Annotated in this window: 19 protein-coding genes and 6 pseudogenes; 4 read left to right on the plus strand and 21 right to left on the minus strand. The window is 41.7% G+C overall.

The genetic code is table 11. From position 1 onward, the window contains the following. From DXA05_RS20100 to DXA05_RS20160, 13 genes and pseudogenes are all read right to left on the minus strand, one after another. A complete protein-coding gene (locus tag DXA05_RS20100; protein ID WP_008997792.1) occupies positions 1-1,167 on the minus strand; it encodes an AIR synthase-related protein in 1,167 nt (388 codons plus the stop codon). 271 nt (positions 1,168-1,438) lie between these two features. Continuing rightward, positions 1,439-2,020 (minus strand): LemA family protein, encoded by a 582-nt coding sequence (locus tag DXA05_RS20105; protein ID WP_004315685.1) that lies wholly within the window; start codon positions 2,018-2,020, stop codon positions 1,439-1,441. Positions 2,021-2,028: 8 nt separating this feature from the next. Continuing rightward, positions 2,029-2,349 (minus strand): type II toxin-antitoxin system RelE/ParE family toxin, encoded by a 321-nt coding sequence (locus DXA05_RS20110; RefSeq protein ID WP_008645477.1) that lies wholly within the window; start codon positions 2,347-2,349, stop codon positions 2,029-2,031. Further along, a complete protein-coding gene (locus tag DXA05_RS20115) occupies positions 2,346-2,645 on the minus strand; it encodes a hypothetical protein (protein ID WP_004315684.1) in 300 nt (99 codons plus the stop codon). The genes DXA05_RS20110 and DXA05_RS20115 overlap by 4 nt, the downstream gene beginning before the upstream one ends. A 71-nt stretch (positions 2,646-2,716) precedes the next feature. Further along, on the minus strand, positions 2,717-3,640 hold the full coding sequence (locus DXA05_RS20120; protein ID WP_004315683.1) for a TPM domain-containing protein: 924 nt from the start codon (positions 3,638-3,640) through the stop codon (positions 2,717-2,719). A gap of 72 nt (positions 3,641-3,712) precedes the next feature. Continuing rightward, a pseudogene (locus tag DXA05_RS20125) lies at positions 3,713-4,662 on the minus strand (alpha/beta hydrolase). 19 nt (positions 4,663-4,681) lie between these two features. Then, positions 4,682-5,428 (minus strand): shikimate dehydrogenase, encoded by a 747-nt coding sequence (locus tag DXA05_RS20130; RefSeq protein WP_004315681.1) that lies wholly within the window; start codon positions 5,426-5,428, stop codon positions 4,682-4,684. Positions 5,429-5,467: 39 nt separating this feature from the next. Further along, positions 5,468-6,205, minus strand: a complete 738-nt coding sequence (ubiE, locus tag DXA05_RS20135) for a bifunctional demethylmenaquinone methyltransferase/2-methoxy-6-polyprenyl-1,4-benzoquinol methylase UbiE (RefSeq protein ID WP_004315680.1) — start codon at positions 6,203-6,205, stop codon at positions 5,468-5,470. A gap of 161 nt (positions 6,206-6,366) precedes the next feature. Beyond that, positions 6,367-7,311: a phosphoribosylaminoimidazolesuccinocarboxamide synthase gene (locus DXA05_RS20140; protein WP_004315679.1), complete on the minus strand. Its 945-nt coding sequence runs from the start codon at positions 7,309-7,311 to the stop codon at positions 6,367-6,369. A gap of 88 nt (positions 7,312-7,399) precedes the next feature. After that, positions 7,400-8,391, minus strand: a pseudogene (locus DXA05_RS20145) (PhoH family protein). A gap of 74 nt (positions 8,392-8,465) precedes the next feature. After that, on the minus strand, positions 8,466-10,022 hold the full coding sequence (locus tag DXA05_RS20150) for an ATP-binding protein (RefSeq protein WP_165861538.1): 1,557 nt from the start codon (positions 10,020-10,022) through the stop codon (positions 8,466-8,468). 113 nt (positions 10,023-10,135) lie between these two features. Continuing rightward, positions 10,136-10,726, minus strand: a complete 591-nt coding sequence (locus DXA05_RS20155) for a DUF5715 family protein (protein ID WP_004315677.1) — start codon at positions 10,724-10,726, stop codon at positions 10,136-10,138. A gap of 168 nt (positions 10,727-10,894) precedes the next feature. Next, positions 10,895-11,755, minus strand: a complete 861-nt coding sequence (locus DXA05_RS20160; RefSeq protein WP_004315676.1) for a hypothetical protein — start codon at positions 11,753-11,755, stop codon at positions 10,895-10,897. 191 nt (positions 11,756-11,946) lie between these two features. On the opposite strand from DXA05_RS20160, the gene DXA05_RS20165 reads away from it, so the two are divergent. Further along, positions 11,947-12,384 (plus strand): DUF6078 family protein, encoded by a 438-nt coding sequence (locus DXA05_RS20165; RefSeq protein ID WP_008020821.1) that lies wholly within the window; start codon positions 11,947-11,949, stop codon positions 12,382-12,384. A gap of 412 nt (positions 12,385-12,796) precedes the next feature. Here DXA05_RS20165 and DXA05_RS20170 read toward each other — a convergent pair whose 3' ends face one another. From DXA05_RS20170 to DXA05_RS20180, 3 genes and pseudogenes are all read right to left on the minus strand, one after another. Then, on the minus strand, positions 12,797-13,927 hold the full coding sequence (locus DXA05_RS20170; protein ID WP_128859550.1) for an ATP-binding protein: 1,131 nt from the start codon (positions 13,925-13,927) through the stop codon (positions 12,797-12,799). A gap of 156 nt (positions 13,928-14,083) precedes the next feature. Continuing rightward, a pseudogene (locus tag DXA05_RS20175) lies at positions 14,084-15,735 on the minus strand (SPFH domain-containing protein). Between the two features lie 20 nt (positions 15,736-15,755). Continuing rightward, on the minus strand, positions 15,756-16,253 hold the full coding sequence (locus DXA05_RS20180) for a hypothetical protein (RefSeq protein ID WP_008020827.1): 498 nt from the start codon (positions 16,251-16,253) through the stop codon (positions 15,756-15,758). Positions 16,254-16,381: 128 nt separating this feature from the next. On the opposite strand from DXA05_RS20180, the gene truA reads away from it, so the two are divergent. The 3 genes and pseudogenes from truA to DXA05_RS20195 all read left to right on the plus strand — a co-directional run bounded on the left by truA (position 16,382) and on the right by DXA05_RS20195 (position 18,747). Next, positions 16,382-17,131: a tRNA pseudouridine(38-40) synthase TruA gene (gene truA, locus DXA05_RS20185; protein ID WP_120143704.1), complete on the plus strand. Its 750-nt coding sequence runs from the start codon at positions 16,382-16,384 to the stop codon at positions 17,129-17,131. Positions 17,132-17,149: 18 nt separating this feature from the next. Beyond that, positions 17,150-18,051: pseudogene (locus DXA05_RS20190) on the plus strand (DMT family transporter). Positions 18,052-18,096: 45 nt separating this feature from the next. Further along, on the plus strand, positions 18,097-18,747 hold the full coding sequence (locus DXA05_RS20195; protein ID WP_128859551.1) for a DUF3256 family protein: 651 nt from the start codon (positions 18,097-18,099) through the stop codon (positions 18,745-18,747). A 31-nt stretch (positions 18,748-18,778) separates the two neighbouring features. Here the strand turns inward: DXA05_RS20195 and DXA05_RS20200 are convergent, their stop codons facing one another. From DXA05_RS20200 to DXA05_RS20215, 5 genes and pseudogenes are all read right to left on the minus strand, one after another. Beyond that, positions 18,779-19,867: an aminoglycoside phosphotransferase family protein gene (locus DXA05_RS20200; RefSeq protein ID WP_128859552.1), complete on the minus strand. Its 1,089-nt coding sequence runs from the start codon at positions 19,865-19,867 to the stop codon at positions 18,779-18,781. 30 nt (positions 19,868-19,897) lie between these two features. Next, positions 19,898-23,097, minus strand: a pseudogene (locus DXA05_RS20205) (glycoside hydrolase family 2 TIM barrel-domain containing protein). Then, the gene (locus DXA05_RS28445; RefSeq protein ID WP_347812616.1) at positions 23,094-23,237 is read right to left on the minus strand and encodes a hypothetical protein; all 144 of its coding nucleotides are present in this window, start codon (positions 23,235-23,237) and stop codon (positions 23,094-23,096) included. The pseudogene DXA05_RS20205 and the gene DXA05_RS28445 overlap by 4 nt, the downstream one beginning before the upstream one ends. Before the next feature lie 72 nt (positions 23,238-23,309). Continuing rightward, positions 23,310-24,200: a YitT family protein gene (locus DXA05_RS20210; protein ID WP_015532437.1), complete on the minus strand. Its 891-nt coding sequence runs from the start codon at positions 24,198-24,200 to the stop codon at positions 23,310-23,312. A 114-nt stretch (positions 24,201-24,314) separates the two neighbouring features. Continuing rightward, positions 24,315-25,723: pseudogene (locus tag DXA05_RS20215) on the minus strand (Gfo/Idh/MocA family oxidoreductase). Between the last annotated feature and the right edge of the window lie 429 nt (positions 25,724-26,152).

The raw sequence follows: 26,152 nt of genomic DNA on the forward strand, positions 1-26,152 counted from the left end.
TTAATATCTAAATTCTCCGAATTCGCTCTTAATGATTAATTCTGTTTGCTCGCATGCTTCAACACGTCCTACAATCTGTGCCGGGATACCGAATGACTCGGAGATAGCTATCACTTTTTCTGCATGTTCCGGTGACAGGTAGACTTCAAGACGATGTCCCATATTGAATACCTTGTACATTTCTGCCCAGTCCGTACCGCTTTGTTCCTGGATCGTTTTGAATAAAGGAGGAACAGGGAAAAGATTATCTTTTACTACGCGTACGTTTTCTACAAAATGCAGAACTTTAGTTTGTGCACCACCGGAGCAGTGTACCATTCCGTGGATTTCCGGACGCAATGCATCAAGCAATTTTTTGACTACCGGTGCGTATGTACGAGTAGGAGAGAGTACTAACTTACCTGCATTAATTGGAGAATCTTCCACGCTGTCTGTTAGTTTTAATTTACCGGAATAAACTAACTCTTCAGGAACTGCAGCATCATAGCTTTCCGGATATTTTTCAGCAAGATATTTTCCGAATACGTCGTGGCGGGCACTTGTTAAACCATTACTGCCCATACCGCCATTGTATTCTTTCTCGTAAGTAGCTTGTCCGTAAGAAGCCAGACCAACGATCACGTCACCCGGACGAATATTGGCATTGTCGATAACGTCTGAACGTTTCATGCGGCAAGTTACGGTAGAGTCAACGATGATGGTACGTACCAAATCGCCGACATCAGCAGTTTCACCACCGGTTGCATATACGCCTACACCCATTTCACGGAGTTCGGCCAGCAATTCGTCTGTTCCGTTGATGATGGCGGAGATTACTTCTCCGGGAATCAACAGTTTGTTACGTCCAATAGTAGATGAAACAAGGATATTGTCTACGGCACCTACACAAAGGAGGTCGTCGATATTCATAATCAATGCATCCTGTGCAATACCTTTCCAAACGGATAAGTCACCCGTTTCTTTCCAGTACATATAAGCAAGAGATGATTTGGTTCCGGCACCATCGGCATGCATAATGTTGCAATATTCCGGGTCACCTCCCAATATATCGGGAATAATTTTACAGAATGCTTTCGGGAAGATTCCTTTGTCGATGTTCTTGATGGCGTTGTGCACATCTTCTTTTGATGCGCTTACTCCACGCATCATGTATCGTTGATTACTCATGAGTTATAGAATTATTTTGTATACGGCTGCAAAAGTACAGCTTTTTTTTTGGTACAGCCAACTAGGTACTAGTAAATGTTAATCATTAACTTTTATACTTTGGGATATTCTATTGAAAAGGAGAAGAATAATAGAAAATTAAGAGTTAAATTCATAGTTTTCATTACTATGAATTTAACTCTTAATATAGAAGTGTTTTATCTAATGAAAAAATGCCGAGATAAATATCTCAGATGATATCAAGTATCTTTTTGGGTAAATCAAATCTTTTTTAGAATTCTACCTTCGGAGCTTTCTCGCTTCCTTCTTCTGCTTCAAAATATGCTTTCTTATCGAAGCCGAACATTCCTGCAAAGATATTCTTCGGGAAACGGCGGATATTGGTGTTATAAGCTTGTGCAGCATCATTGAAGTTTTTGCGTGCTACATTGATACGATTTTCCGTTCCTTCCAGTTGAGCTTGAAGTTCCAGGAAGTTCTGGTTAGCTTTCAGGTCCGGATAATTCTCGGTGATGGCTAATAACTTGCCCAATGCTGATGTTACAGCACCTTGTGCTTTTTGATATTGCGCCAGCTTTTCCGGTGTCAGGTCGGCAGCATCTACTTTGATTTGAGTAGCCTGGCTACGTGCGGCAACAACTCCTTCCAATGTTTCCTTTTCATGTGTCGCATATCCTTTCACTGTGTTTACCAAGTTAGGAATCAGGTCGGCACGACGTTGATATTGAGTTTCTACATTTGCCCATTGACCACTTACATTCTCGTCCATAGTAACCAGACCGTTATATACACTTACTGCCCATATAACAAGGATAACCACAACGGCTAAGATGATAATAATTGACTTCTTCATGTTTCTAATTATTCTATAGTTTTTGTTAATTTATCAGGGTTTTGACGAACGTCCCAAACTGTCACAATGATTACATCCTTATTAGCATCAACGTAATAAATAAGTTTATAATTAGTGTCTACTACTAATGCTCTGTAACAGAGTGTAACTCTTTCTGAAGTATTTAGAATGTTTCCCGCATTTGGGAAAGTTCTAAGCATCTCTGCTTCTTTGATAAGTTTATTATGTAATTTAGCAGCTATACGTTCGTTTTTTGTATATTGTAATGTTTGTAAATAAACTAATTCTAGCGTTTGCAAAGCCGATTGAGTCCAAACAATATTTGTCATTTCATATAATATTTGAGAACATCCTCATGTGAAACAATTCTTCCTGCCTTGACATCCTCCATACCTCTATTGATTGCGATCTCTAATTCTTCTTGAGTATGTGGTAATAACCATGATTTTTGTTCCAATTCGTTGGAGAATCGAAGCATTTCTTTGAGCTGATTTTCTTCCATTAACATAACTCGTTCCATAATTTTCTGTCTCATGGTGATGGTGTCCATACCGTAAGAACCAGTTGGCTCATGGACAACTTTTTCTTGTTCTTTTTTTTCTTGATATTCTTTATTCTCTTTCATTTTCTTCTGTCTTAGTCATTAGGTAAAGTTACTAATTTATTTCGAAACTAGGGCATTGGATAACATTTATTTTAGAAACGAGAACCGGCACCACCGCCTCCGCCCATTCCTCCGCCAAAGCTGCCTCCACCGAAACCGCCTCCGCCTCCGAAACCACCTCTGCCTCCGCCAAAACCACCAATGAACGGACCGCCTCCGCCGCCGCCCCGGTGATGGTAATCATTGTCATAACTTTGCTGGCGGCGTATGATGGTATGTCCGCAGTTTCTACATGTATAGGTGACATCTTCGGTCTTCACTCCATTAATCCGGGATACGACTCTGCTTCCGCTTCTCTGCAATTGATGTTTACCGCAATTCGGACAGCGACTTTGTTTGCGTGCCGAAAAGAAAGCAAGACCTCCGCCAATGGCGATAAAACAAAGGATAGCAAGAATAAAATCAAAAGAACCACCGTCATTCGAATCGGAGAGAGCATCATTTTCCATCGAACCGTCGAGCCGCTGGCAAGTCGCTTTTAGACCAGCCACCATTCCTGCATCCCAATTCCCATCTTTGAGGTAAGGAATCATATACCTTGTTTGAATCCTTTTGCAGATAGCATCAGGAAGTACTCCTTCCAGGCCATAACCGGTATAGAACTGTATACAGCGTTGATCGGTGACTAATAAAATGACCAATCCATTGTTTTTGCCTTTTTTTCCTACACCCCATTTATTAAGCAGCTGATGACAGAAGTCGAAACAATCTTCTTCTCCAATTGAGGGAACTACGGCAACCACTGTTTCAATTCCTGTTTGTTGTTCCAAGGCATAAAGCATGGAGTCTATACTGTCACAAGCAGCCTGTGAAAGTATTCCTGCCGGGTTGCAAACATATTGCATTTTGTTTTGCAGGTGAACTTTCGGAAGGTTGTCCACCGTGTATACTTTCTCTTGAGCTTGTAGTGGGAACAGAAGAAAAGTTGCTAGTATAAAAGTTAATATTGATTTCATAACGCTTGTTTTATCTTTGCAAATATAGAAACTTTTTCTGTTATGAATCTAAAACTCCTTGTTATAATAGGTTTAATGGATGTATCGTCCGACGAATGCACGGACTCGGTCGGTGTACTCCTGTTTATTCTCTTGGTATGAAACGGCATGAGCGGCTCCCGGCACAATCCATAGTTCCTTGGGCTCCGGTTTGGCTTCGTAAAGCGGGTATACCATCCAGGTAGGCACATACGTGTCTTTGTCCCCGTGGATAAATAACATTGGAAGTTGTGATTTGGCTACCTGTTTCAGTGAAGAAGCTTCTTTGAAATTCCATCCATATTTCTTCTCGCAAAGCCAGCTTGTGGTGTACATGAGTGGAAAAGGAGGAAGATGGAACTTGTTTTCAACTCGTGTGAGAATTCATCCCATACACTGGTGTAACCGCAATCTTCTACAAAGCATTTGACAAATGGCTTTTGTTCCTCACCAGATACCATCATGGTGGTGGCACCTCCCATTGAAATTCCGTGTACAACCATTTGCGTGCTGTCTCCGAAGATTTCATTGGCGATGTTCATCCATTGCAACACGTCCCAACGGTCTTTCCAGCCCATTTGAATGGCAGGGCCTTCACTTTCTCCCTGATGTTGCAGGTCAGGAAGTAATATATTATATCCTAAATCACGATTATACAGATAACCGATCATAAACATGCGGATAGCATTATCCGTATACCCGTGTACAATGACTGCGGTCTTGCTGGTAGGTTGGGGAGCAGCCACATAATAAGCATGCAGTTGTATTCCGTGCGGGTTAATAATGAAAGTGTCTTTCAGTGCATCCACTTGTTTCAGACTATCCACCCATGGACGCAAGAAAGGGTAGTTTTTATACATAAAAGGATAAGAGTCAGCATCTTTAGACAAAATTTTGCCATTCGGAGTCAATGAGAAGTTTAACATATAAAAACTTCCTCCGATGGTGCAGCCGGTCAATGCCAGCATGATAAAAATGATGCTATATACTACTTTTCTCCTCATAAAAACTTCTCTCTAACCCTTATTTATGCCATATCTCCCAGGCGGCAAATGCCTGAAGCAGGAGCATTTCCAGACCGTTTTTCACAACAGCCCCTTGTGCTTCTCCTTTTTTCATGAACAGCGTAACGTTCGGATTATATAACAAATCGTAGAGCAAATGGTTTGGTGTCAGAAGTTCATAAGGGATATTAGGGCAGAAATCTACCTTAGGAAACATTCCTACGGGGGTACAATTGACAATGACTGTGTATTCTGCCATAATTTCGGGAGTCAGTTCTTCATAAGTCAGCATATCGTCGGCTTTGTGGGTGCGCGATACGAAGATGCTTTCGATACCTAGATTCTTCAGACCGTGGTAGACAGCTTTGGAAGCTCCGCCGGTACCCAAAATCAACGCTTTCTTGTGATGAGGCTGCAACAAGGGCTGGATAGATTGAGTGAATCCAATGATATCGGAGTTGTAACCCACCAACTTGACTTTTCCTTTTGGCTGGCGAATGATTTTAATCACATTGACTGCGCCTATCTTTGCGGTGTCACGATCGAGTTCATCCAGAAAAGGAATCACTTGTTCTTTGTAAGGGATGGTGACATTGAGCCCGCACAGGTTGGGATTCTCTTCGATCACTTCCATGAAGTTATTGATACTGGGAATCTCGAAATTCACATACTCTGCATTGATTCCTTCGGATTTGAACTTCTCATTAAAGTATCCGATAGAAAATGAATGTCGCAGAGGATAGCCGATTAAACCATATTTTTCCATAATATAATAAGGGTTAAATTAATCATTCACAATGAATTGCTATTTTGTTGCGGTATAAAGAGTGCAGATGCCAAAGGTCAGCCGTTTGAAGTTGACTTCGCTAAATCCGGCTCGGGCGATGACTCCTTTCATCACTTCCCCTTGAGGAAATACTTTGATGGTATCCGGCAGATAGCGGTAGGCACTGTTATCTTTGGAGAGCAGTTTGCCCAATAATGGAATGACGACTTTAGAGTAGATGGAAAATAACTGTTTCATCGGGAAACGGTCCGGAGTGGTAAGTTCCAGAATCACAAGATGACCGCCCGGTTTCAATACACGGCACATTTCGGAGAGTCCTTTGTCGAGGTCTTCGAAGTTGCGGATACCGAAAGCTACGGTGATGGCGTCAAAATCATTGTCGGCAAAAGAGAGTGAAGTACAGTCCTCCCGGGCAAAAGAGATCTTGTCCGACAGTCCTTCCTTTTTTACTTTTTCACGTCCCACATTCATCATGCCTTCCGAGATGTCCGTCCCGATCAGTTCGGCAGGCTGTAGTTTGCGGCAGGCGAGGATAGCAAAATCTCCTGTGCCGGTAGCTACGTCCATCATACGCTGCGGTTGGAAAGGGCGTAACCAGGCAATCGCTTTTTTGCGCCAGCTGCGGTCGATACCTAAAGATAAGGTATGGTTCAGCTTATCGTATGCATGCGCGATGTTGTCGAACATTCGTTCCACTTGCTCGGTCTTTTTTCCTTCTTCGTCGTAAGGCTTGATATGTTGTTGTGGGTAGTCCATTCTTTTTAATTGATAGTTGATAAATGATAGTTGGAAGATGATAGTTGATAAATGATAGTTGGCGGATAATAATTAAGGTTGAAGTTATATGCGATGAATTGCATACGAACTGTCATTCATTATCTGTCAACTATCATTTATTATCTGTCATTTGTTGACTATCAACGATTCAAGAACGTTTCAACGTTTTTGAATATACGTTCAGCGATGTTGGTGGTATCTTCTTTCACAAACTTCTCACCGGTGATGTTTTCGAACAATTCGATGTAACGGTCACTGATGCTTTGTACGATAGCCGGAGTCATTTCAGGCACTTTCTGACCGTCTTTGCCCTGGAAACCGTTTTCCATCAACCATTCGCGAACGAACTCTTTAGAAAGTTGTTTCTGTGGTTCGCCTTTTTCGAAACGTTCCTGATAACCTTCAGCATAGAAATAACGGCTTGAATCGGGAGTGTGGATTTCGTCCATCAGGTAGATAGTACCGTTGTGCTTGCCGAATTCGTATTTTGTATCTACGAGAATCAGTCCGCGTTCTGCTGCGATTTCAGTACCGCGTTTGAAAAGGGCTAATGTATATTTTTCGAGGATTTCATACTCTTCCGGAGTAGCCAATCCCTGTTTCAGGATTTCTTCTTTAGAGATGTCTTCGTCGTGCAATCCCATTTCTGCTTTCGTAGTCGGAGTGACGATCGGTTCGGGGAATTTTTGGTTTTCGCGCATTCCGTCCGGCAATTTCACGCCGCATATTTCGCGTACACCGCTTTTGTAAGCCCGCCATGCGCTACCGCACAGGTAACCACGTACAATCATTTCCACCGGAAAACCTTCACATAACACACCCACTGTCACCATTGGGTCCGGAGTAGCCATTTTCCAGTTCGGACAGATGTCAGTAGTGGCATCGAGGAATTTAGCTGCAATCTGGTTCAGCATTTGTCCTTTGTAAGGAATACCTTCAGGTAGTACTACGTCAAAGGCCGAAATACGGTCGGTTGCTACCATGACGAGTTTTTCGCCGTTGATGTTGTACACATCGCGCACTTTTCCGTGGTACACACTTTTCTGTCCCGGAAAGTTGAAATCTGTTTTTGTTAATGCTTTCATAATGATATATATATTAAAATTATGCTTCTTTCTTTAATTTCACCACGGAGGACGCGGAGTACACAGAGTCTTGATTGATATATTTGGATTAAATCCTCTGTGTACTCTGTGTCCTCTGTGGTGAACCGTTCCGTTCGGCTTTCGCTTCTTTATCGAACTTTTCGTAAGCATCCACGATACGTTCCACCAGTTTATGGCGTACAATATCTTTCTTATTCAGTTCAACAAAACTGATCCCTTTCACTCCCTTCAAGATGCGGAGGGCTTGCACCAATCCCGATGTTTGTGAAGCGGGAAGGTCAATCTGTGTCATGTCTCCCGTCACAATCATTTTGGTGTTCATACCCATACGGGTGAGGAACATTTTGATTTGTTGTGCGGTAGTATTCTGGGCTTCGTCCAATATAACGACTGCATCATTCAGCGTACGTCCGCGCATAAAGGCTAACGGGGCAATCTGGATAATGTTCAATTCCATGTATTCCTTTAACTTGGCGGCAGGTATCATATCCTGCAAGGCGTCATATAAAGGTTGTAGGTATGGATCGATCTTATCTTTCATGTCGCCGGGCAGGAAACCAAGTTTTTCTCCGGCTTCTACGGCGGGGCGGCTAAGAATGATTTTTTTGATTTCTTTGTTTTTCAATGCACGCACGGCAAGGGCAATAGCGGTGTATGTTTTTCCCGAACCTGCCGGACCGATGGCGAATACCATATCATTCTTGGCGAATCCTTCTACCAGTTTCAACTGGTTTTCGCTTCGGGGGATGATAGGCTTGCCCGTGACGCTGAACACAATCACGTTTCCTGTCTGTTCCGCTTGCGGAGCATTTCCTTTTATAATGTCAATGATGACTTCTTCTTTCAGTGAATTATATTCGGCGCAGTACTTCTCAAGTTTGGTGATATTTCTTCGAAGGCACACATTTCCTCCTCGTCGCCCAGCACTTTGATGACATTGCCTCGGGCAACTATGCGTAGCTTTGGATATAAAGCTTTAATTAACTGTATGTTGGCGTTGTTTACACCGTAAAAAATAACCGGATCAATGTCCTCAAGAACAATCAGCTTCTCTATCATTAAGTTGTATTAAAGAAAAATTTCTGCAAATTTAATCAAACGTTTTGGATTCTCTGATTGTTTGGAGGTGAATTTTACTGCAAATCTTCTACTATCCACTTTTCGATGTTTCTTGTTTCATTACTGAAATTAATGCCTATTTTAAATATTTGTCGCTTGTCGGCAGCAAATGCTTGTGCATAATGTTTGTCATTGATTTGTTGCAGAGCTTCTTCGGCGGTTCCCTCCAGCTTGAATTCCATTACATAGATGAAATGATCGGTTTGCAGGACGAGGTCAATGCGTCCTTGTGAGGTATGATACTTTGCTTTTACATAGAATCCAATGAGTTTAAATACGATGAAGAGTACATTTTGATAATGTAGTTCCAAATCGCGTACCAATTCGTAAGGTGTATCGGCAAAGAAACTTTGCAGGCGGCGGAAAAAGGCATCATAATCACCGCTTCGTACTTCGGCTACAAATTTACGAATTTGGAATGGTGACTCGATAGCATCTATGTTTGTGTAGAATGGAAGAAGATATTTAACAAAACCTTCTTCTACTTCCCGATTGGGAAATCCCAGGCGATAAGTTCCAAACTCTTTGTCGAATCCTTTGATAGTAAGATATCCACTTTGATAGATGACCGGAATAGGATTTCGGGACGTCGAATCAATGCTGTTCAGTACATCTGCATCCGTTTCTTCATGCGTGATACGTTGGAGATTGTAATTGGATTTCTTTAGTAATTCTACCAGATAAGTCGGGGTGCCGGTCTCAAACCAGTAACTACCGAATTTCATCTTATAGAATGTGTTGAGCAAACTGAATGGGTTGTATATTCCTATGGAGTTTTCTACGAAATGATAACCATCATAACATTCTTTCAGTTCGGAGCATACCTCCTCATAAGTCATTTTTTGCTTATCAGCCAAGATATGCAAGTCTTCTTCCATATTGTCGTGGATTTCTTTCTCTGTGATGCCGCAGAGTTCCACGTACTGTTCATCCATTGAAATATCAATCAGATTGTTCAGGTCGCTGAATACACTGACTTTTCCGAATTTGGTGACACCTGTAAGGAATCCGAGTTTGATGCATCCGTCTTTACTCTTTAATGCTCCATAGAAAGGCTTTAGTGTGTTTCGGTAATATTTTTGCAGTTCTTCGTTTCCGATAGCTTGCAGCATAGGTTTGTCATATTCGTCTACAAGGATAACGACACGTTGCCCGGTCTGTTCGTAAGCCCGCTGTATGATGCCTGCAAAGCGTAAAGAAAAGGAAACTTCCGACGGGCGTGTGCCATACAGGCTTTCCCAATGTTCCAGATTGTCATTGAGTATTTGGTCCAGACTTTCGGGAGTATCATATTTCTCGATATTTAAATCAAGGTGTAATATCGGGTGTTTGATCCAGTCTTTTTCCAGTTGTTCGATAGCCAATCCTTCGAATAGTTCTTTCTTTCCCTGATAGTATGCTTCAAGAGTAGATATAAGCAGACTCTTCCCAAAGCGGCGGGGACGGCTAAGAAAATAGTAACGGCCGGTTTTTACTAATTGGTAAATGAGTCTGGTTTTATCTACATAGAGATAACCATCGTTACGGAGACTTTCAAAATTCTGTATGCCGATAGGATATAGCTTGCTCATAATCTGATTCTTTTAGCGTTGGATTCATACAAAGATAGCTGTTTTCCATCTTAACACAAAATTTACCTTGAAGGTTTTATGATATGCTAGTCAAAGATTTTGAAAAAAGGTATTTATCGGGCGGTGATATGGAAACATCCTTGCTTCAATTCATATTTGATGTAGCATTTTTCAGCTTGTCGCAGGTCTCTTAAAACCTCGGACAAGACAAGTTTCAGTGTATCGGCACTTACATCCTGTAACGGTCTTCCATCCTTGTCTTCTACCTTTTTGAAACGTTTCCAACTGACATCAAAGGTGGCTCCAAAGCAGTGTGCCGAGTTGGCGGAAGCATTTCCGTTGCGACGGCGGAGGCGTTTCACATCGTTTTCGGTACGCAGTACGGAAGTAATAATTACCTGGTTGGGGTTTAGACCTTTGGCTGCCAATGAATCGAGGAAATTGGAACCGATTGTATCGAGCAGTGCACTGGCACGCGGTACGAGATAGGGGATAGAGTGTGTCAGTGAATCTACTACATAAAACTCATTGTCGGTAATATGAGTTAGCTTTTCTTTCATATCTTCTGCTGCTTCCCGGTCTGCCAATGGACGGATACCTATCTTTTTGGCTACTTCCAGATGTGCGTCATTCAAATCAGGGAAAGAACGTTTATAGCTGACGACGCCACGAATATTGCGTGGCTCATTCAGTTTCAGCGACATGTCTTTCTTTTTGCAGCCCGAAGTAAGCGTTGTAAGCCCAATAACTAGTAAAAATAGCGGTAATATGCGAAGCTATAAATAGTCATTTTATATTTTTTGCTCGCAAATATACGCTATTTTTTCATACGTTCCATGCTTTGCATTATTTTCAATTCCATACTTTTGAGGTTATTCCAAAATATTCTCTGGTATTTCAGGATAGGTATTTAATATACCTATTATGGTATAATCTGTATTGTCAATTGTTGTTTTTAGTGTGGGTACTATTGTATGTTCGCTTCTGGTAAGAGCTTTTTCTACAAGTTCTTTCCAATCTACACCTAGAAATCTTGATATAAGATTTAGGACAGCATTTGCACTCGTAACCCCATCGTATAGCTCAAATCTTAATTTGTGAGGGGTGGGGGGAACTGATGCATCCGTGAAATTTTCTTGTTCGTCAGATGTATAATTTAATGTTAAATAAGGTATGGCGTATGTAGGAGACGAGTTGCCGGAACCGCTTTCTAACTTGGTGAAAAAGTCGTATGTTCCTTTTGCTATTGGAGTGTGAGATAGTTCGTCTCTAAACTCAATATAACGGAAAAAATAGCATTCTTTAGCTTCATTGTTAATCAGATAAACTACAGTGCCATTGGAAAGTGCCGGATGATTACTTTTTTCTATAGCGTACGCCAAATAGCTGTCTGTTATTTTAATTCTTAAATCAACTGTTTCGTTGGTGATATTATCTTTTACTTTCACCTTTGTTTCTCCTTTCTTTTTTGGGGTGACCCTTAAGCTTCCCATTCCTATCGAACTGGACAAATCTACATCTATATTTAAAATGTCAGTTTTTTCTACAGTTACGGTGTAGTCCCTGTTTCCACCTGTGATGGTGATATTGGTTGTTCCTAACAAAGGTCGTTCGTAATACTCTTTTTCGAAGGATAAAGAATATATCTTTTTTTCATCGTTATTTCCACAGCTAAAAAAGATAATTGTATAGAGAAATGACAGTAGTGCTCCAGGTAAATGTTTTGTCTTCATGATTATTCTGTTTTATAGTTTTGCAGGAGAGATATAGTTTTATAAGTTCCTGTATTGATGTTGGAGGCAAATATAAAGATTTTATCAATGTGTTGAAGTAAATAGTGTATTTATTTCTTGTCCTCCAGCTATTTTCATACATTTGTAGCGGTTTATAAAAATAGGCCACTTTTCCACTAAACATAACACACATGAAAACAGATTTCGATTACAATTCTATGCCCGTTAGCTTCGCTCATTGCTTGAATGGACATTGTTTGCGTGCGGACAAATGTCTGCGACGACAAGTAACTCTCCGAATGCCGAAAGAGCGGGCTGCTGTAATGGTTATTAATCCCGAACATGTCACCTCCGATGGTGAAGACTGTACTTACTTTATTGATGAAAAGCCGGTGTTGTTTGCACGGGGAATGAAACATTTGCTGGATCGGGTGCCGCTTGCTGATGCCACCGTTATCAAGCGACAGATGATAGCCTACTTCGGCAAAACGATCTATTATCGTTGTTGCAATAAAGAACGGTTGATTAAACCAAAGGAACAAAAGTATATACAAGAACTTTTTCGAAAGAGGGGAGTTACAGAAACGCCTCAATATGATGAATATATCGAATACTATGATCTTGGGTAAGTATATCCGTTAGTTCCGGTAATCCCATATATTGTGGGAAAGTATTCTCTTATATTATGGGAATTTATTCCCTCAAAATGAGGGAATAAATTCTCTCCAGCTAGGGAATCTTTTCCCACAATATGTGGGACTACCGGGGGCTGTAATACCCTGATAATAGTTGGCTGCCTTTTTTTTATCTTCGGGTTGGGTTGACATTTATTATGTAGGTATTATATAGCAGTTCCGGTATGAGAAATGCATGATGAAAGTATGAGAAATACCGGTTTTTTATGACATTTCAGGCAAAATACTATGAGAAACACCTTTCTAAAAAGTATTTCTCATAGTGCTATTGCTTTGAATTACAGATAATTATCATGTGAAGTATGAGAACATGAGAAATGATTCGCGAAATCATTTCTAGTGCGTATTAGATTACTGCATCTTTCAGCCATTTTCCGAAAAAACGGTCATAGACAATATACCCATCTGGTGTATTATATATCAGTTCTTTATTCAGTAAGGATTTTAGTGCCACGTTAACGCTGCTGGGCGTTTTTAAATGATGCTTTTTGATGAAGTCATTGGCATTTATGTTTTTTATACAGCCTTCTGTGGCAATAGCTTTCAATAAATCTACTTGGTTGTTGGTTAGTAGAGTCAGGTTACTTTGATATATGGTTTCCTGTTCATCTAAAATGTCGTTTATACATCTATCTACCAGTCGGTTATCAATGGGGTTGATTTTCTTTTCATACAATCGGTTGAGTATACTTTGGACGTACCATGTGTGTCCGTTTTCAAGTTGGTACAAATAAGAAAATGTTTCTAGTGTCAATTCTCTTTTTTCCTTAGCAAAGAATGAGTGTGCGAACGAATAATAATTCTCCAGTGGGATTTCCGTTAATACAATGATTTGGGTACTTTGATAAAAAGGACGTTTTGCAGAAGTAAACATTTCCTCCATTACATGCTTTTTACTTCCGGAAAAGATAAAATGTACATTGGGCATGAATTGGATATGAGAGCGGAGCAATGCTTCTACACCTTTTTCCGGATATTCTGTAATTTGTTGGAATTCATCAATGGCAAGATAACATTGTTTCTTTGAGGCTACCATATAATTGAGTATTTCTTTCAATGTTTGTTCAGCGTGGGTGGGAGCAAAGTCTAATGTTACGGTAAGCATACCACTTCTTTCGTCAGCACTGATAATAGGACGGCAAGATTTGAAGAAAGCAGTCATTTGCCGGAGTATGTTTTGGGATAGAGTATCTAATTCTCCAAGTACATTTTGAGCAAGTAACTGGATGAATGCTTTTAAATCACGTGTGGAGTAAATGTCCATATAAAAATAGGCAGCATTCGGATTATTTTCCCGCTTCATTCGATAGAATACATTTTTGATAAGTCCCGTCTTTCCCATGCGTCGGGGGGATATTAAGGTCAGGTTACGTTCATTTAGTAAAGCTGAAATCATTTTATCAGTTTCTTTCTCCCGATCGCAAAAGTATTCGGGACTGTTGTAACCGTATACAAGGAATGGATTGTATGGCTTCATGACTTATTACATATTTTACGTTACATATTTTATGTAACACAAAGAACGTAATAAATCTGGAATATTCAAAGATTTATTTGAATTATATAAAAACAAACGCTGATGAGAACAAGTAATCATTCTTTTCTCATCAGCGTATATTATGTCGGATTACAACTATTTCTTATCTTTTTTCTCGTCAGCTTTTGTTGCAGGCTTTTCCTCCGTTTTGCTTTCCGGATTGATAATACCTTTCACTGTTTCACCGATAGGCAATTTATCCAATACACCGAGACTTGGAGCTACCGTTTTCACCAATGTGTTCAGGAAGTTGCTTGTACCTCCGTTTCCTCCGTCGAAAACAGTGATATTTCCTAAGTTCATGTGTTCGAACGCCTTTACCTGTTCGCCGGCGATTTCCTTCCACTGGTCTACCATCTTATATTGGATAGCGATAGCCGGATTCGATTCGGCTGCTCTTACCATTGCTTCGAAACCTTCCGCTTCAGCAAGTAATGACCGTTTCTTACCTTCCGCTTCTGCTTCCAGTTTCATTTGGATAGCTTTTGCTTCCGCTTCGGCTTGTGCTAAAGTAGCCTTTGCGCGTGCTTCCGCTTCGCGGGTAATCTTTTCAGCGATGGCATTTGCCTGAAGGATAGCTTCCTGTCTGGCGATTTCCGCAGGAACAATCTTTTCAGCCTTCAATGAAGATTCCACTTTCCGTGCCTTAGCTTCTTCCACTTCCTTTTGCGCAATTTCGCGTGCAGTTTGTACGGCAGCTTCCGATTTTGCGGCAGCTTCACCTGCCTGCTTATCGGCATTGGCTTGTGTTACAGCTAGTTCCGCATTGGAAAGTGCTACCTCTTTCTGTGCGTCATTTCGTCCGATGGCAGCTTTCTTGGCAGCTTCCGCCTGTTTGATTTCCATATCCGAGTTTAGTTCGGCAACACGGCTTTCTTTTTCTGTATTTGCCTGCTCGATACGGATATTCTTTTCAGCTTCAGCCTTTGCTACTTGTGATTCTTTTTCTGCGTTGGCAATGGCTACTTGTGAGATTCTGCCTTATCTGCATTTGCAACGGAGATTTCCTGTAGTTTTTTGGTTTCTGCAATAGCAATATCCTGATCTTTGCGGGTTTCTGCTACTTTCGTTTCACGTTCCTTTATCTGGTTGGCAATTTTGATAGCACCCAGCTTTTCCTGTTCTTCGATGTTAGCCTGTGCTTCGTTCAGTGCTTTACTTTCAGCTTCCTTACCTAAGTTGACAATGTAGTTGGCAGCGTCGCGAATGTCACTGATGTTGATGTTCATCAGATACAAACCGAATTTGCGAAGTTCGGTATCGATGTTATCTTTCACTTTAGCCAGGAACTTATCTCGGTCTGAATTTAATTCTTCGATAGTCATATCGGCGATCACCATACGCATCTGACCATATACAACATCAGTAATTAAGTTCTGCTTGTCATCCATTGTTAATCCCAGCATACGTTCAGCAGCGTTTTGCATCACTTCAGGATCGGTGCTGATAGCTACAGTGATTGTAGTCGGCACGTCTACACGAATGTTTTGAGCGGATAATGCACCGGTCAGTTTACATTCGATCTGCATTGGTTTCATGGACAGGAATTCGTATCCCTGAATAATCGGCCATACAAAAGCCGCACCACCATGATATAGCTTTGCCGACTTCTTATCTCCTCCCGTTTTACCATATACAACGAGGACTTCATCACTCTTACATTTGCGGTAACGCGAAAGGATACCAATAAAAGTGAGTAGGATGACTGCCACTAATATAGCAGCCATGATTAACATTTCTTGTGTCATAAAATTGTGTATTTGAATAATTATTGAATGAATAGCGTTCCGTCTTTGTAGCTGGTAATCATTGTTCTGTCGCCAGTCTGATATGCTTTTCCGGATTCGGAGATGACGTCTACTTCGCGCATGGCTCCGTCCCGGGTGGTCTGTACAGTATATTTGCTGTCGCTTTGTTTGAAATAGATCACACATTCCCGTCCCACAAGCTGATCGGTTTGCTCGTTGTGGTTCACTTGTTGCAGTTGATAAGCTTTCTTATAGAGGAACCAGACGGCAAAAACAAAGAAAAGACCCACTAGAATACCGATTATGTAACTTTGAATTTCCGTGTTTCCCGCCAGATACATGTACCATCCGAATCCAATTCCGAAATGGGTAAGTCCTTTAAAAGAAACTACGCTACTGATATCAGCATCCACGTCTACATCTGCATCTATATCTCCGAAAAAGATGGATAATACGAATTGAATAAGAAAGATGCCTGTCGTGACGAGGGCGATGATGAGGAAAATGGTACTACTCATAATTGTGGGGTATTAGTAAATCATGATTATTTTGTTCTGTAAATATACAGGTTTATGTGAATTATACAAAGATAAATGAGATAAAATGATTAATTTTGCGCGCGAAAACCCTAAAATGAGGAATTAGCGTGCAAAGGTATTTTATTTATTTGGCTTACGACGGGACCAACTATCATGGTTGGCAAATTCAACCGAATGGGATTAGTGTGCAGGAATGTCTGATGAAAGCATTGTCTACCTTTCTGCGTCGCGAAATTGAAGTAATAGGGGCAGGTCGGACAGATGCCGGGGTACATGCTTCCCTGATGGTTGCTCATTTTGACTTCGATGAGCCGTTGGATGAAATATCAGTTGCCGATAAATTAAACCGTTTGTTACCTCCCGATATTTCCATTTATCGTGTTTGCCGGGTCCGGCCGGATGCGCATGCCCGTTTTGATGCGACTGCGCGAACTTACAAGTATTATGTAACGACATCGAAATATCCTTTTAACCGGCAATATCGTTGGCGAGTTTATAATCAATTGGATTATGCACTCATGAATGAAGCTGCACGTACCCTTTTCGAGTACACTGACTTTACGAGCTTCAGCAAACTTCATACGGATGTAAAGACCAATATCTGCCATATCACTCATGCCGAATGGACCCAGGAAGATGATGCTACGTGGGTGTTTACCATCCGTGCCGACCGTTTCCTGCGAAATATGGTGCGAGCTATCGTAGGTACGCTGATTGAAGTGGGACGGGGGAAACTTACTATCGAAGGCTTCCGGCGGGTTATCGAACAACAAGACCGTTGCAAAGCCGGAACATCTGCTCCGGGGCAAGCCCTGTTTCTGGTAAATGTGGAATATCCCGAAAGTATATTTGAATAATAAATAATAAATATTCTCATGTGGTTATTATTAGCATTTCTCTCGGCTACTTTGCTGGGCTTTTATGATGTATTCAAGAAGAAATCGTTGAAAGATAATGCGGTACTTCCCGTTTTGTTTCTAAATACATTTTTTTCCAGTCTCATCTTTCTGCCGTTTATCCTGATATCCGTATATAAACCGGACCTGTTGGGAGGAACGATATTTGATGTTCCCGTTGTTGGCTGGGAACAGCATAAATATATCATCATCAAGTCGTTCATCGTGTTGTCTTCGTGGATATTCGGATATTTCGGAATGAAACATCTGCCTTTAACCATAGTAGGACCTATCAACGCCACTCGTCCGGTGATGGTGCTCGTGGGAGCGATGCTGGTATTTGGCGAACGGTTGAATCTCTATCAATGGATCGGGGTAATGCTGGCCATTGTTTCTTTCTTTATGTTAAGTCGTTCGGGGAAGAAAGAAGGAATTGATTTTAAACATAACAAATGGATATTCTTTATTGTGTTGGCTGCCATTACAGGTGCTATCAGCGGATTGTATGACAAGTATCTGATGAAGTCTCTGAATCCGATGCTGGTACAATCCTGGTATAATGTTTATCAGGTGTTTATTATGTGTCCTATTCTATTATTGCTTTGGTGGCCTAAAAGAAAGTCTACCACCCGTTTCGCTGGGACTGGACGATTATCCTGATTTCTATCTTCCTTTCGGCTGCCGATTTCGTTTACTTTTACGCATTGAGCTATGACGATTCCATGATTTCCATCGTTTCGATGGTCCGTCGGGGAAGTGTAGTAGTCTCTTTCACTTTCGGTGCGCTTCTCTTCCGTGAAAAGAATTTAAAAAGCAAAGCGATTGACCTTATACTGGTGTTAATCGGAATGATATTCTTATATTTGGGGTCTAAAAATTAAAACAGTTACACAAAATCTGTTTGTCGCAGGTTAAATAAGATAGATATGAAAATAAATAAACTTGTAATCACTATATTCTTTTCTGCTGTCGGGCTCTTTGCTTCGACCGTTCTTTGGGCACAAGAAGCCAAAACACTGTTTGTGAATATGCCGGATTCTCTAAGCCCGTTACTAACCAAAGTAAACCGGGAAGATTGTATTGACTTCCTGGAAAGTAAGATGAAAGCGCAAGTAGAGAATCGTTTCGGCAAGAAGTCGGAGATGACTGATCTAAGTAAAGATTATATCCGTATGCAGATGTCTTCTCAATCTACCTGGCAAATGAAAGTGTTGGCTTTGAATGACTCGACGAACGTGATTTGTACAGTTTCTACAGCTTGTGCACCTGCCTACGACAGCAGCATCCGTTTCTATACAGATGACTGGAAACCGCTTTCAGCATCTCTCTTTATTACCCTTCCTGTGATGGGCGACTTTCTGAATACGCCGGATTCAGCAGGTGTTTATGAGTTTGACGAGGCACGCCGTTCGGCAGATATATTATTGATGAAAGCCGATTTTAATAAAGAAAATACAGAATTGACTGTTACATTAACTACTCCTGACTATATGTCAAAGGAGACGGCAGAGAAACTGAAACCATTTCTCCGTCGTCCGATTGTTTATCATTGGAAGAATGGAGCCTTTACCAAATAGATAATTCTCCATTCTCTTTTTTCCTCTATTCTCAATTCTTTAAGCAATCGTTGATGAATGCGATCATTTCCGGTGTGTTTGCTTCCACGCTTTGAAGCAATTTGAATTGTGCTTTAGTACGAACCAAATTATGCTCCGGATATTTGATTTTATAATAAGTATCTCCATTGATATAGTCTGCCAAGAACCGTACACACTGCATGTATGGGAATAAAGCGGCTGCATAAGGGAGATTCTCTATCTCAATTGGAGTCAGGAATGATTTGGCTCCTTTCAGATAGCCTTTGGTAAACGCTTTGAATATTTCCATATTGAAGTTTACACGATCAAGGTCTTTATCGTCCTCATCACCCGTGTTGGCGCCTGTACGAAGGAAATCGCCATAATCGGAGAAGACAAAGCTGGGCATTACCGTATCCAGGTCGATGACACAAAGCACTTTGCCATTCTCGTCGAACATCATGTTATTCACTTTCGTATCGCAGTGGCAAACACGTTTGGGGAGTTTTCCTTCACGATATAAACGTTCTGCTTTACACATTTCATCTGCACGCTTCTCTATTTCGTCCAGATAGTATTTCACTTCCGATACCCGTCCGGCAGCATCTTTCGCAACGGCTTCACGTAGTTGTTTGAGGCGGAACTCCATATTGTGGAAATCAGGTATGGTTTCACCCAATGTTTCCGGAATATCGGCCAACATAGCCTGGAAGTTACCAAAAGCTTCTCCAGCATAATTTGAATATTCGGGATTCACCGTCTCATACGTTTTGGCGCGTGGGATGAATACCATCACACGCCAGTAGTTATCACCGTCGAACCAATATGCCTTCCCCTCTTCTGTTTCGAGGAAACTCAAAACCTTGCGTTCTATATCCGATTCTCCTGCCTCCGTTAGTTTCTTGCGAATATGATTGGTGACAGCGGTAATATTGGATTGAAGCATCTCTACATTCTGAAAAATGGCATGATTGATGCGTTGCAAAACGTAGTCGGGAGCATCTGCTTCTTTGGTGTTTACTTTGTAAGTGTCGTTAATAAGTCCTGTACCCAAAGGTTTGATTTCTTCTATCGTACCTTGGACTTTAAATTTAGCTACAATGCTAGATAAATCTTTCATGGGTTTTTTCTTTAAAAATTTATACTAAGGTTATCGATAATCGTATTTAGCCGCTTCGTTGGCCTGATTAGCCGAGCGAACAGGTACTAATGTGAAGCCCCAATGGTAATCACGATTAGCCGGGATTTGGTGGAAAGGTTCCGGGCGTGCACCCCAACTGTCATATCCGCCTACACCTTGTTGCTTCATGTCCACACAAACCTCTACGAAATCTCTCGGAACGATGTCATTAACATGATGCATTCTCCGCAATACATTACGGGCGGCATCCTCATCATGATTGGCTACTTCTTCCGGGCTAAAGTTATTCCATTGGTAAGGGTGGGGCAGTGCCTCTTCAGAGTCAAAGTCTTCGATAGAATTGCGCAAGGCATTGAAACCGATCGTACTGTCGGCTACCAAAACCAGGCCGTTTCCTTTGGTGGGAGATAAAGCGATCCAACGGGTATCGGTGTGATGCCCGTTTTCCTGTGGACGTACATAGTTGAAGTACATTTTATCTGCTGTTGTCTTATATACGCCAACGAGGGTTCCATGATTACGGTCGATATAGTCTCTTCCGGACCACGGCCAAAGTATTGTACATTGTTCATCTGTGCCGGCAAGCGGAAACGAACACCGATACGGGGAACTTCCAGTTTGGAAGCGGCCTTGCGGGCAGCGTCACTTCCGGGAGTAAACGTAGCCATGCGGGTAGCTTCGGAAACTTCAGTTTCTGTTGCCTGCATATCTGTTGACGTGAATTTGGCATTTACATTGACTACTCCGTTCGGATAGATTTTGTATGTGACAACATACAAGTTGCCGGCAGCCAATAAGTAGGTCACATGTAAGGAAACTACCTTATTCTCTGTTGTCATGGTTGCATCCGTTACGTGGAAGTTTTTGCTTGATTGCTTCCATACCTGTAAACGTTTAGGAGCGCCATTACCATAATCATTATCATTAGGAGCACGCCAGAAGTTAGGCTGAATACCAAATCCGTCTTTGAAATATTCTGTGCCGTCCACTTTATACGAGGTAACTAATCCGCTATTCTTGTTGAATACAAAATTCACTTTGGAAGAAGAAACGATTAGCTCATCTCCTTGAGTCGTTGTTTTCAGTGCCGGACCGTTTGCTTTATAAATAGCTTTCTCTGCCTGGATAGGAAGCTGGAACTGGTCGTATGCTATTTCATATCCTGTTGGAATCAGCGGTTCAGGTTCTGTGGTTGTCACGCTGAAGTTTACAAAATATTCCACTCCCGGTTGGGCTTTCAAGCCGTTTACCGGTATGGTGAATTTTTTGGATGCCTGCGGAGCAATGTCCAAAGATACTTTTCCACCTTTTATAGTCTTTCCGTTAGCGAGTACGTTATAGTGAATCTGATACTTTTTCAGATTGGTGAAATAGAAACGGTTGGTGATTTTGAATATGCCGGCTGCGGCATCTACTGCCTCAAAGCCTACATTCTGATGTACATATTTCACTTCAGCCATTGCCGGATGCGGACCGCGATCCGGATTGACAAGACCGTTGCAGAGGAAGTTGCCATCGCTCGGCGCGTCTACACCGAAGTCACCTCCGTAAGCCCAGTATTCTTTTCCATTCTCATCTTTCTGGAGAAGACCTTGGTCTACCCAGTCCCAGATATATCCACCCTGTAGGTTCGGATATTTGTAAATCGCCTGCCATTGTCCCCACAGGTTTCCGGTGGAGTTTCCCATTGCGTGTGCATATTCGGAAGGAGCTACAGGGCGGTCGCTGCCGTTCTTTCCTGTATTTTCCAGCCAGTTGGCACCCGGATATTGCGGAACATACATATCGGAGTTCCATTCCCATTGAGCACGCTCATAGTTGACCGGACGATTCATCAGCTCTTTGTCAGCCTCTTTCAGCCACAAGTAAGTCTGATAGAAATTATATCCGTTTCCGGCTTCATTTCCCAGCGACCAGAAGGTGACGCTCGGATAGTTCTTGTTACGTTCGAACATATTGATGGTACGGTCCATGTGTGGTTTCAGCCATTCGGGATTGTTACCCAATGACCCGCCCTTCCGAAGATCGTAATACATTCCGTGGCTTTCGACATTGGCTTCATCGTATACATAAAGACCATATTCATCGCAAAGTTCGTAGAAACGGCGGTCTTGCGGATAGTGGCAAAGGCGTACGCTGTTCAGGTTATGTTGCTTCATAAGCTCGAAGTCACGACGCATTAACTCTTCTGTTACATAATGACCTGTTGACGGGTTGTGTTCGTGGATATTTACCCCTTTCAGTTTCAGTGGTTGACCATTGATGAACAGGCAAACGTATGGTTTTCCGTTAGCAGCTTTTTGTTCGATAGGTTTGATTTCAATACGGCGGAATCCTACATTAAAAGGAATAATCTCATTTATTTTGCCATTCTCTTTGACGGTCATCAGTAGTTTGTACAGATTCGGATGTTCGGATGTCCATGTATTGACATCTGCCAGCTTCTTATCGAAAGAAAGTGTACGTACTTCGTCCGATGGGATATAGGCGGTCTTCTCTTCAGTAGAGATTACTTTTCCCTGTGCATCCAATAGCTCATAAACTAATGTGAGATTAGTTGCTGCCTTCTCGTGATTTCTCAAATCGACATTCAAGCTGAAGATTCCATTCTTGTAGCTGTCATCCAGGGTAGACTTCACCCGGAAATCTTTGAGGGCTGCTTTAGGTTGTGAATACAGATAAACATCGCGTTCAATACCGCTCATGCGCCAGAAATCCTGACATTCCAGATAGGAACCAGTGCTCCAGCGGAAGATTTTAACGGTAAGCACGTTCTTGCCGGGCTTCACATAGTTGTTAATAAGAAACTCTGCCGGATTTTTGGAGTCTTCGCTATATCCAACTTCTTGCCCGTTGATATATACATATACGCCGGACTTGGCTCCTGCCAGATGCAGGTAGATATCCCGTCCGTCCCAATCTGCCGGAATATCAATATCCCGGCGGTAAACTCCCACCGGATTCGCTTCGGGAAGAGCCGGAGGTTGCGGATTGCGCGGCTTGAATTCATAACCATGATTGGTGTAGATGGCTATTCCGTGTCCTTGTACTTCCCAGTTGCCGGGTACCTGAATATCATTCCACGAATCTGTATTTGTATTCGGGTCAGTAATGTTGTCGGGAAGCTTTTTGTAAGAGTCTACAAAGTAGAATTTCCAGGTTCCGTTCAGCAAGCGGTAATACTTGCTTCGTTCGAACTTGCCACTCAAGCATCAGCGCGATTGTTGTATGTCATAAAAGAAGTGCGTGGATACTCTTTGTTGACTTCAACTACCTGCACATCCTGCCAATAGGGTTTCACGGCTTTTTCAGCCATTACATTAAATGTTGTCAGGGAAAATATTCCCATGAAAATGCCTGTTAATAAATTGGGGGTTGGTCGAAATTTCATGTTTCTCAATATTGGTTTTTCATTTCTTTTTTATTTTACTTTAATATGATCGAATCCTTCTCCATAAACTCCGATGACAGCACTTTGTGACACAAATGCATTCGGGTCTATATCTTTAATCAACCGGAAGATGATAGGTGATTCCCTCTTCTTGGCTAATACGAACAGCATCTTTACTTCTCGTCCTGTATAAAAGCCGGTTGCATTGATAATCGTAACTCCCCGGTGTGGATATTCGTTGATATGCCGTCCTATTTCTTCATATTTATTGGATATGATAAAGAACTGTACGGATTGACGGGCACTATTCACTACCTGGTCGAGAACGAAGCTACAAATATAAAGAGTAACAAACCCATATACCACTTTTTCCCAGTCTTTTAAGACAAAATAACTGGAAGAAATAATAATCATATCGCAGATGAGTACGACTCTTCCTAATGTGATGTCCCGGTATTTGTTGATGATGGCTGCGATAATATCCGTGCCTCCTGTGCTTCCGTTTGCCGAAAAAGCAACCCCTATACCACCTCCACAGAAGGATGCTCCAATGACACATGCCATAAAGGGCTGGTCGTGAAGGAGTCCGAAACCTGCTGTCAGCTTTTGAATGACGGACAGAAAGAAGGTGAGGGTAAATACTCCAAAAATAGTTTTAATGCAAAACTTCATCCCCAGCAATTTGAGGGCCAGTAGCAATAAAAAGAAGTTGATGCTGAAGTACGTATACTGTACGGGAAAACCCGTAGCCCAATATACAATAGAAGCAATACCTGGTACTCCCCCGGTAGTGATATCGTTCGGAAGTAGAAAAACGGTCCAACCGATGCCATACAAAATCATGCCGATGGCAATCATTACATAATCTCTGGCTTCACGGATAATGCTTTGCTTAGAAGGTTTTGGAATAGCTGTTTTCATAAAAGTGATTATGATAATCTATAAAATGTTCAAACACGAACCCATGAATAATCCGGCTTTGGGGGAGAAGCCGGATTGGTTCATTATGTTCGTGCTAAAAGGATATATTCAGTTTTATTTTGCAAAAGCGTGACGATAGCCTTGTACTTTATTCCATCCGCCGCGAGTGAAATCGGGAACTTCTACCGGAGCAGAATTGTTTTCGATGGAAAGTCTGGTAAGTTCGGCCATGCAACACCACTCTGCTAGGTCATAAACGTCCATATCTAATGGTAATCCATTTTGCAGGCAATATGCCAGACGGTAGTCCATGATAAAGTCCATACCACCGTGACCACCTACTTTCTTGGCAGTTTCTTCCAACTCTATGTGAATCGGATCTTTATATTTGTCCATCAAGCTTTCTTTACATTTTCGGGTACAGAGCCATGTGCATTCAGATTTTCATGATTAGGCACATCTTTAGAATCAACTTGTGTAGGTCGCAGGCAATATTCTTCAATCGGATATTTGCTTGCATAGCCATCGGCTCCCACTATCTGGTACATGCGGCTGTATGGGCGGGGTGTCATTACATTGTGCTGGATCAGCATCGTTTTGCCATTTTCTGTGCGAATCAAGGTCGAAGTCTGGTCACCATTCTGGAAATCGGTCACTTCTTCTCCTGTTTGTTTCTTAATGTAAGCCGGTCCGTTGACAGCTTTCGTATCCATAGATACCAATGTTTTCATACGGTCGCCACGGTGGATATTAAGTACCTGACAAGCGGGGCCCATACCGTGAGTCGCATATACGTCACCGCGATGCAGGTGATTATAATCCATTCGCCAGTTGTTCCAGTATTCAGGCCAGAAATCTTCCAGGTTGTGGATATATGAACCTTCTACATGAAGCACTTCTCCGAATACGCCCTGTTGTGCCATATTTAAAGAAGTCAGTTCAAAGAAGTCATATACACAGTTTTCGAGCTGCATACAATGCTTGCGGGTCTTTTCAGAAGTGTTGATTAACTGCCAGATTTCATCCAATGTCATAGCGGCAGGAACTTCGATGGCTACATGCTTGCCATGTTCCATGGCATAGACACCCATTGCAGTATGATGCTTCCAGTCTGTAGCTATGTATACAAGATCAATATCATCCCGCTCGCAAAGTTTTTTCCATGCATCTTCCTCTCCGCTGTAAGAAGCAGCTGCAGGGAGTCCGGCATTCTTCAAAATTTCTTGTGATTTTTCAACACGTTCGGGAAGCAGGTCGCATAACGCTACAATCTTAGTTCCCGGAATATGAGTCCAGCGTGCTACGGCGCCGGGACCACGCATTCCTAAGCCGATGAAACCAACACGTACGGTATCAATTTTAGGAGTAACGAGTTGGATTACATCTTCTTGTCCGGCAGGGCGGGCAGGAGTTTCTACTTTGATAGGAGTAAAGGCTTCCGGAGCCTTTGGTTGTTGAGTACAACTGGTGTGCCAAGTTAACAAAGCCAAGCCGATAGCAGTGGCTGTGAGTAGTTTCTTCATCATATTTTAAGTTTTTAATAGGGGTTATTCGCTGTTTTTCATTTACGTGTCAAAAATAGTAATTAATTAGCCAACTATTTATATTTATAACTGATATTTTCATCATAAACTTCTATATGAGGTAGAAAATGATTCAAACTTTTTCTACCTGATTTTGTATAGTCTTGTGTATCGACAAATACATATAAAAGACAGGCCATTAGAAGGTCTTTCCTAAAAAGAAGTGGTCTTTTTAAAATTGCTTAACGTTTATTTCTTTTGTTTTGATTAACTACATAAGCCGGTAATCCATTATAGTTCATTTCGGTACGGAAATGAGCTAAATGATAATTTTGCGGAGTGCCCTGAAAGGGCTTAATTATATAGCGTAGGGCAACGCCCTACGTAAAAACGACAATCTGAATTTGCGCCCTGAAAGGGCATAATTGT

This window comes from Bacteroides sp. AM54-2NS (assembly GCF_003602935.1).
Classification (GTDB): domain Bacteria; phylum Bacteroidota; class Bacteroidia; order Bacteroidales; family Bacteroidaceae; genus Bacteroides; species Bacteroides xylanisolvens.

Coding starts and splice junctions, on each gene's coding strand:
- DXA05_RS20140 (WP_004315679.1), bottom strand. CDS start 7,311: ATGAAAGCATTAACAAAAACAGATTTCAACTTTCCGGGACAGAAAAGT.
- DXA05_RS20195 (WP_128859551.1), top strand. CDS start 18,097: ATGAAAATAAATAAACTTGTAATCACTATATTCTTTTCTGCTGTCGGG.
- DXA05_RS20180 (WP_008020827.1), bottom strand. CDS start 16,253: ATGAGTAGTACCATTTTCCTCATCATCGCCCTCGTCACGACAGGCATC.
- DXA05_RS20100 (WP_008997792.1), bottom strand. CDS start 1,167: ATGAGTAATCAACGATACATGATGCGTGGAGTAAGCGCATCAAAAGAA.
- DXA05_RS20130 (WP_004315681.1), bottom strand. CDS start 5,428: ATGGAAAAATATGGTTTAATCGGCTATCCTCTGCGACATTCATTTTCT.
- ubiE (WP_004315680.1), bottom strand. CDS start 6,205: ATGGACTACCCACAACAACATATCAAGCCTTACGACGAAGAAGGAAAA.
- DXA05_RS20150 (WP_165861538.1), bottom strand. CDS start 10,022: ATGAGCAAGCTATATCCTATCGGCATACAGAATTTTGAAAGTCTCCGT.
- DXA05_RS20165 (WP_008020821.1), top strand. CDS start 11,947: ATGAAAACAGATTTCGATTACAATTCTATGCCCGTTAGCTTCGCTCAT.
- DXA05_RS20160 (WP_004315676.1), bottom strand. CDS start 11,755: ATGAAGACAAAACATTTACCTGGAGCACTACTGTCATTTCTCTATACA.
- DXA05_RS20115 (WP_004315684.1), bottom strand. CDS start 2,645: ATGAAAGAGAATAAAGAATATCAAGAAAAAAAAGAACAAGAAAAAGTT.
- DXA05_RS20105 (WP_004315685.1), bottom strand. CDS start 2,020: ATGAAGAAGTCAATTATTATCATCTTAGCCGTTGTGGTTATCCTTGTT.
- DXA05_RS20210 (WP_015532437.1), bottom strand. CDS start 24,200: ATGAAAACAGCTATTCCAAAACCTTCTAAGCAAAGCATTATCCGTGAA.
- DXA05_RS28445 (WP_347812616.1), bottom strand. CDS start 23,237: ATGGGAATATTTTCCCTGACAACATTTAATGTAATGGCTGAAAAAGCC.
- DXA05_RS20200 (WP_128859552.1), bottom strand. CDS start 19,867: ATGAAAGATTTATCTAGCATTGTAGCTAAATTTAAAGTCCAAGGTACG.
- DXA05_RS20110 (WP_008645477.1), bottom strand. CDS start 2,349: ATGACAAATATTGTTTGGACTCAATCGGCTTTGCAAACGCTAGAATTA.
- DXA05_RS20155 (WP_004315677.1), bottom strand. CDS start 10,726: ATGTCGCTGAAACTGAATGAGCCACGCAATATTCGTGGCGTCGTCAGC.
- DXA05_RS20120 (WP_004315683.1), bottom strand. CDS start 3,640: ATGAAATCAATATTAACTTTTATACTAGCAACTTTTCTTCTGTTCCCA.
- DXA05_RS20170 (WP_128859550.1), bottom strand. CDS start 13,927: ATGAAGCCATACAATCCATTCCTTGTATACGGTTACAACAGTCCCGAA.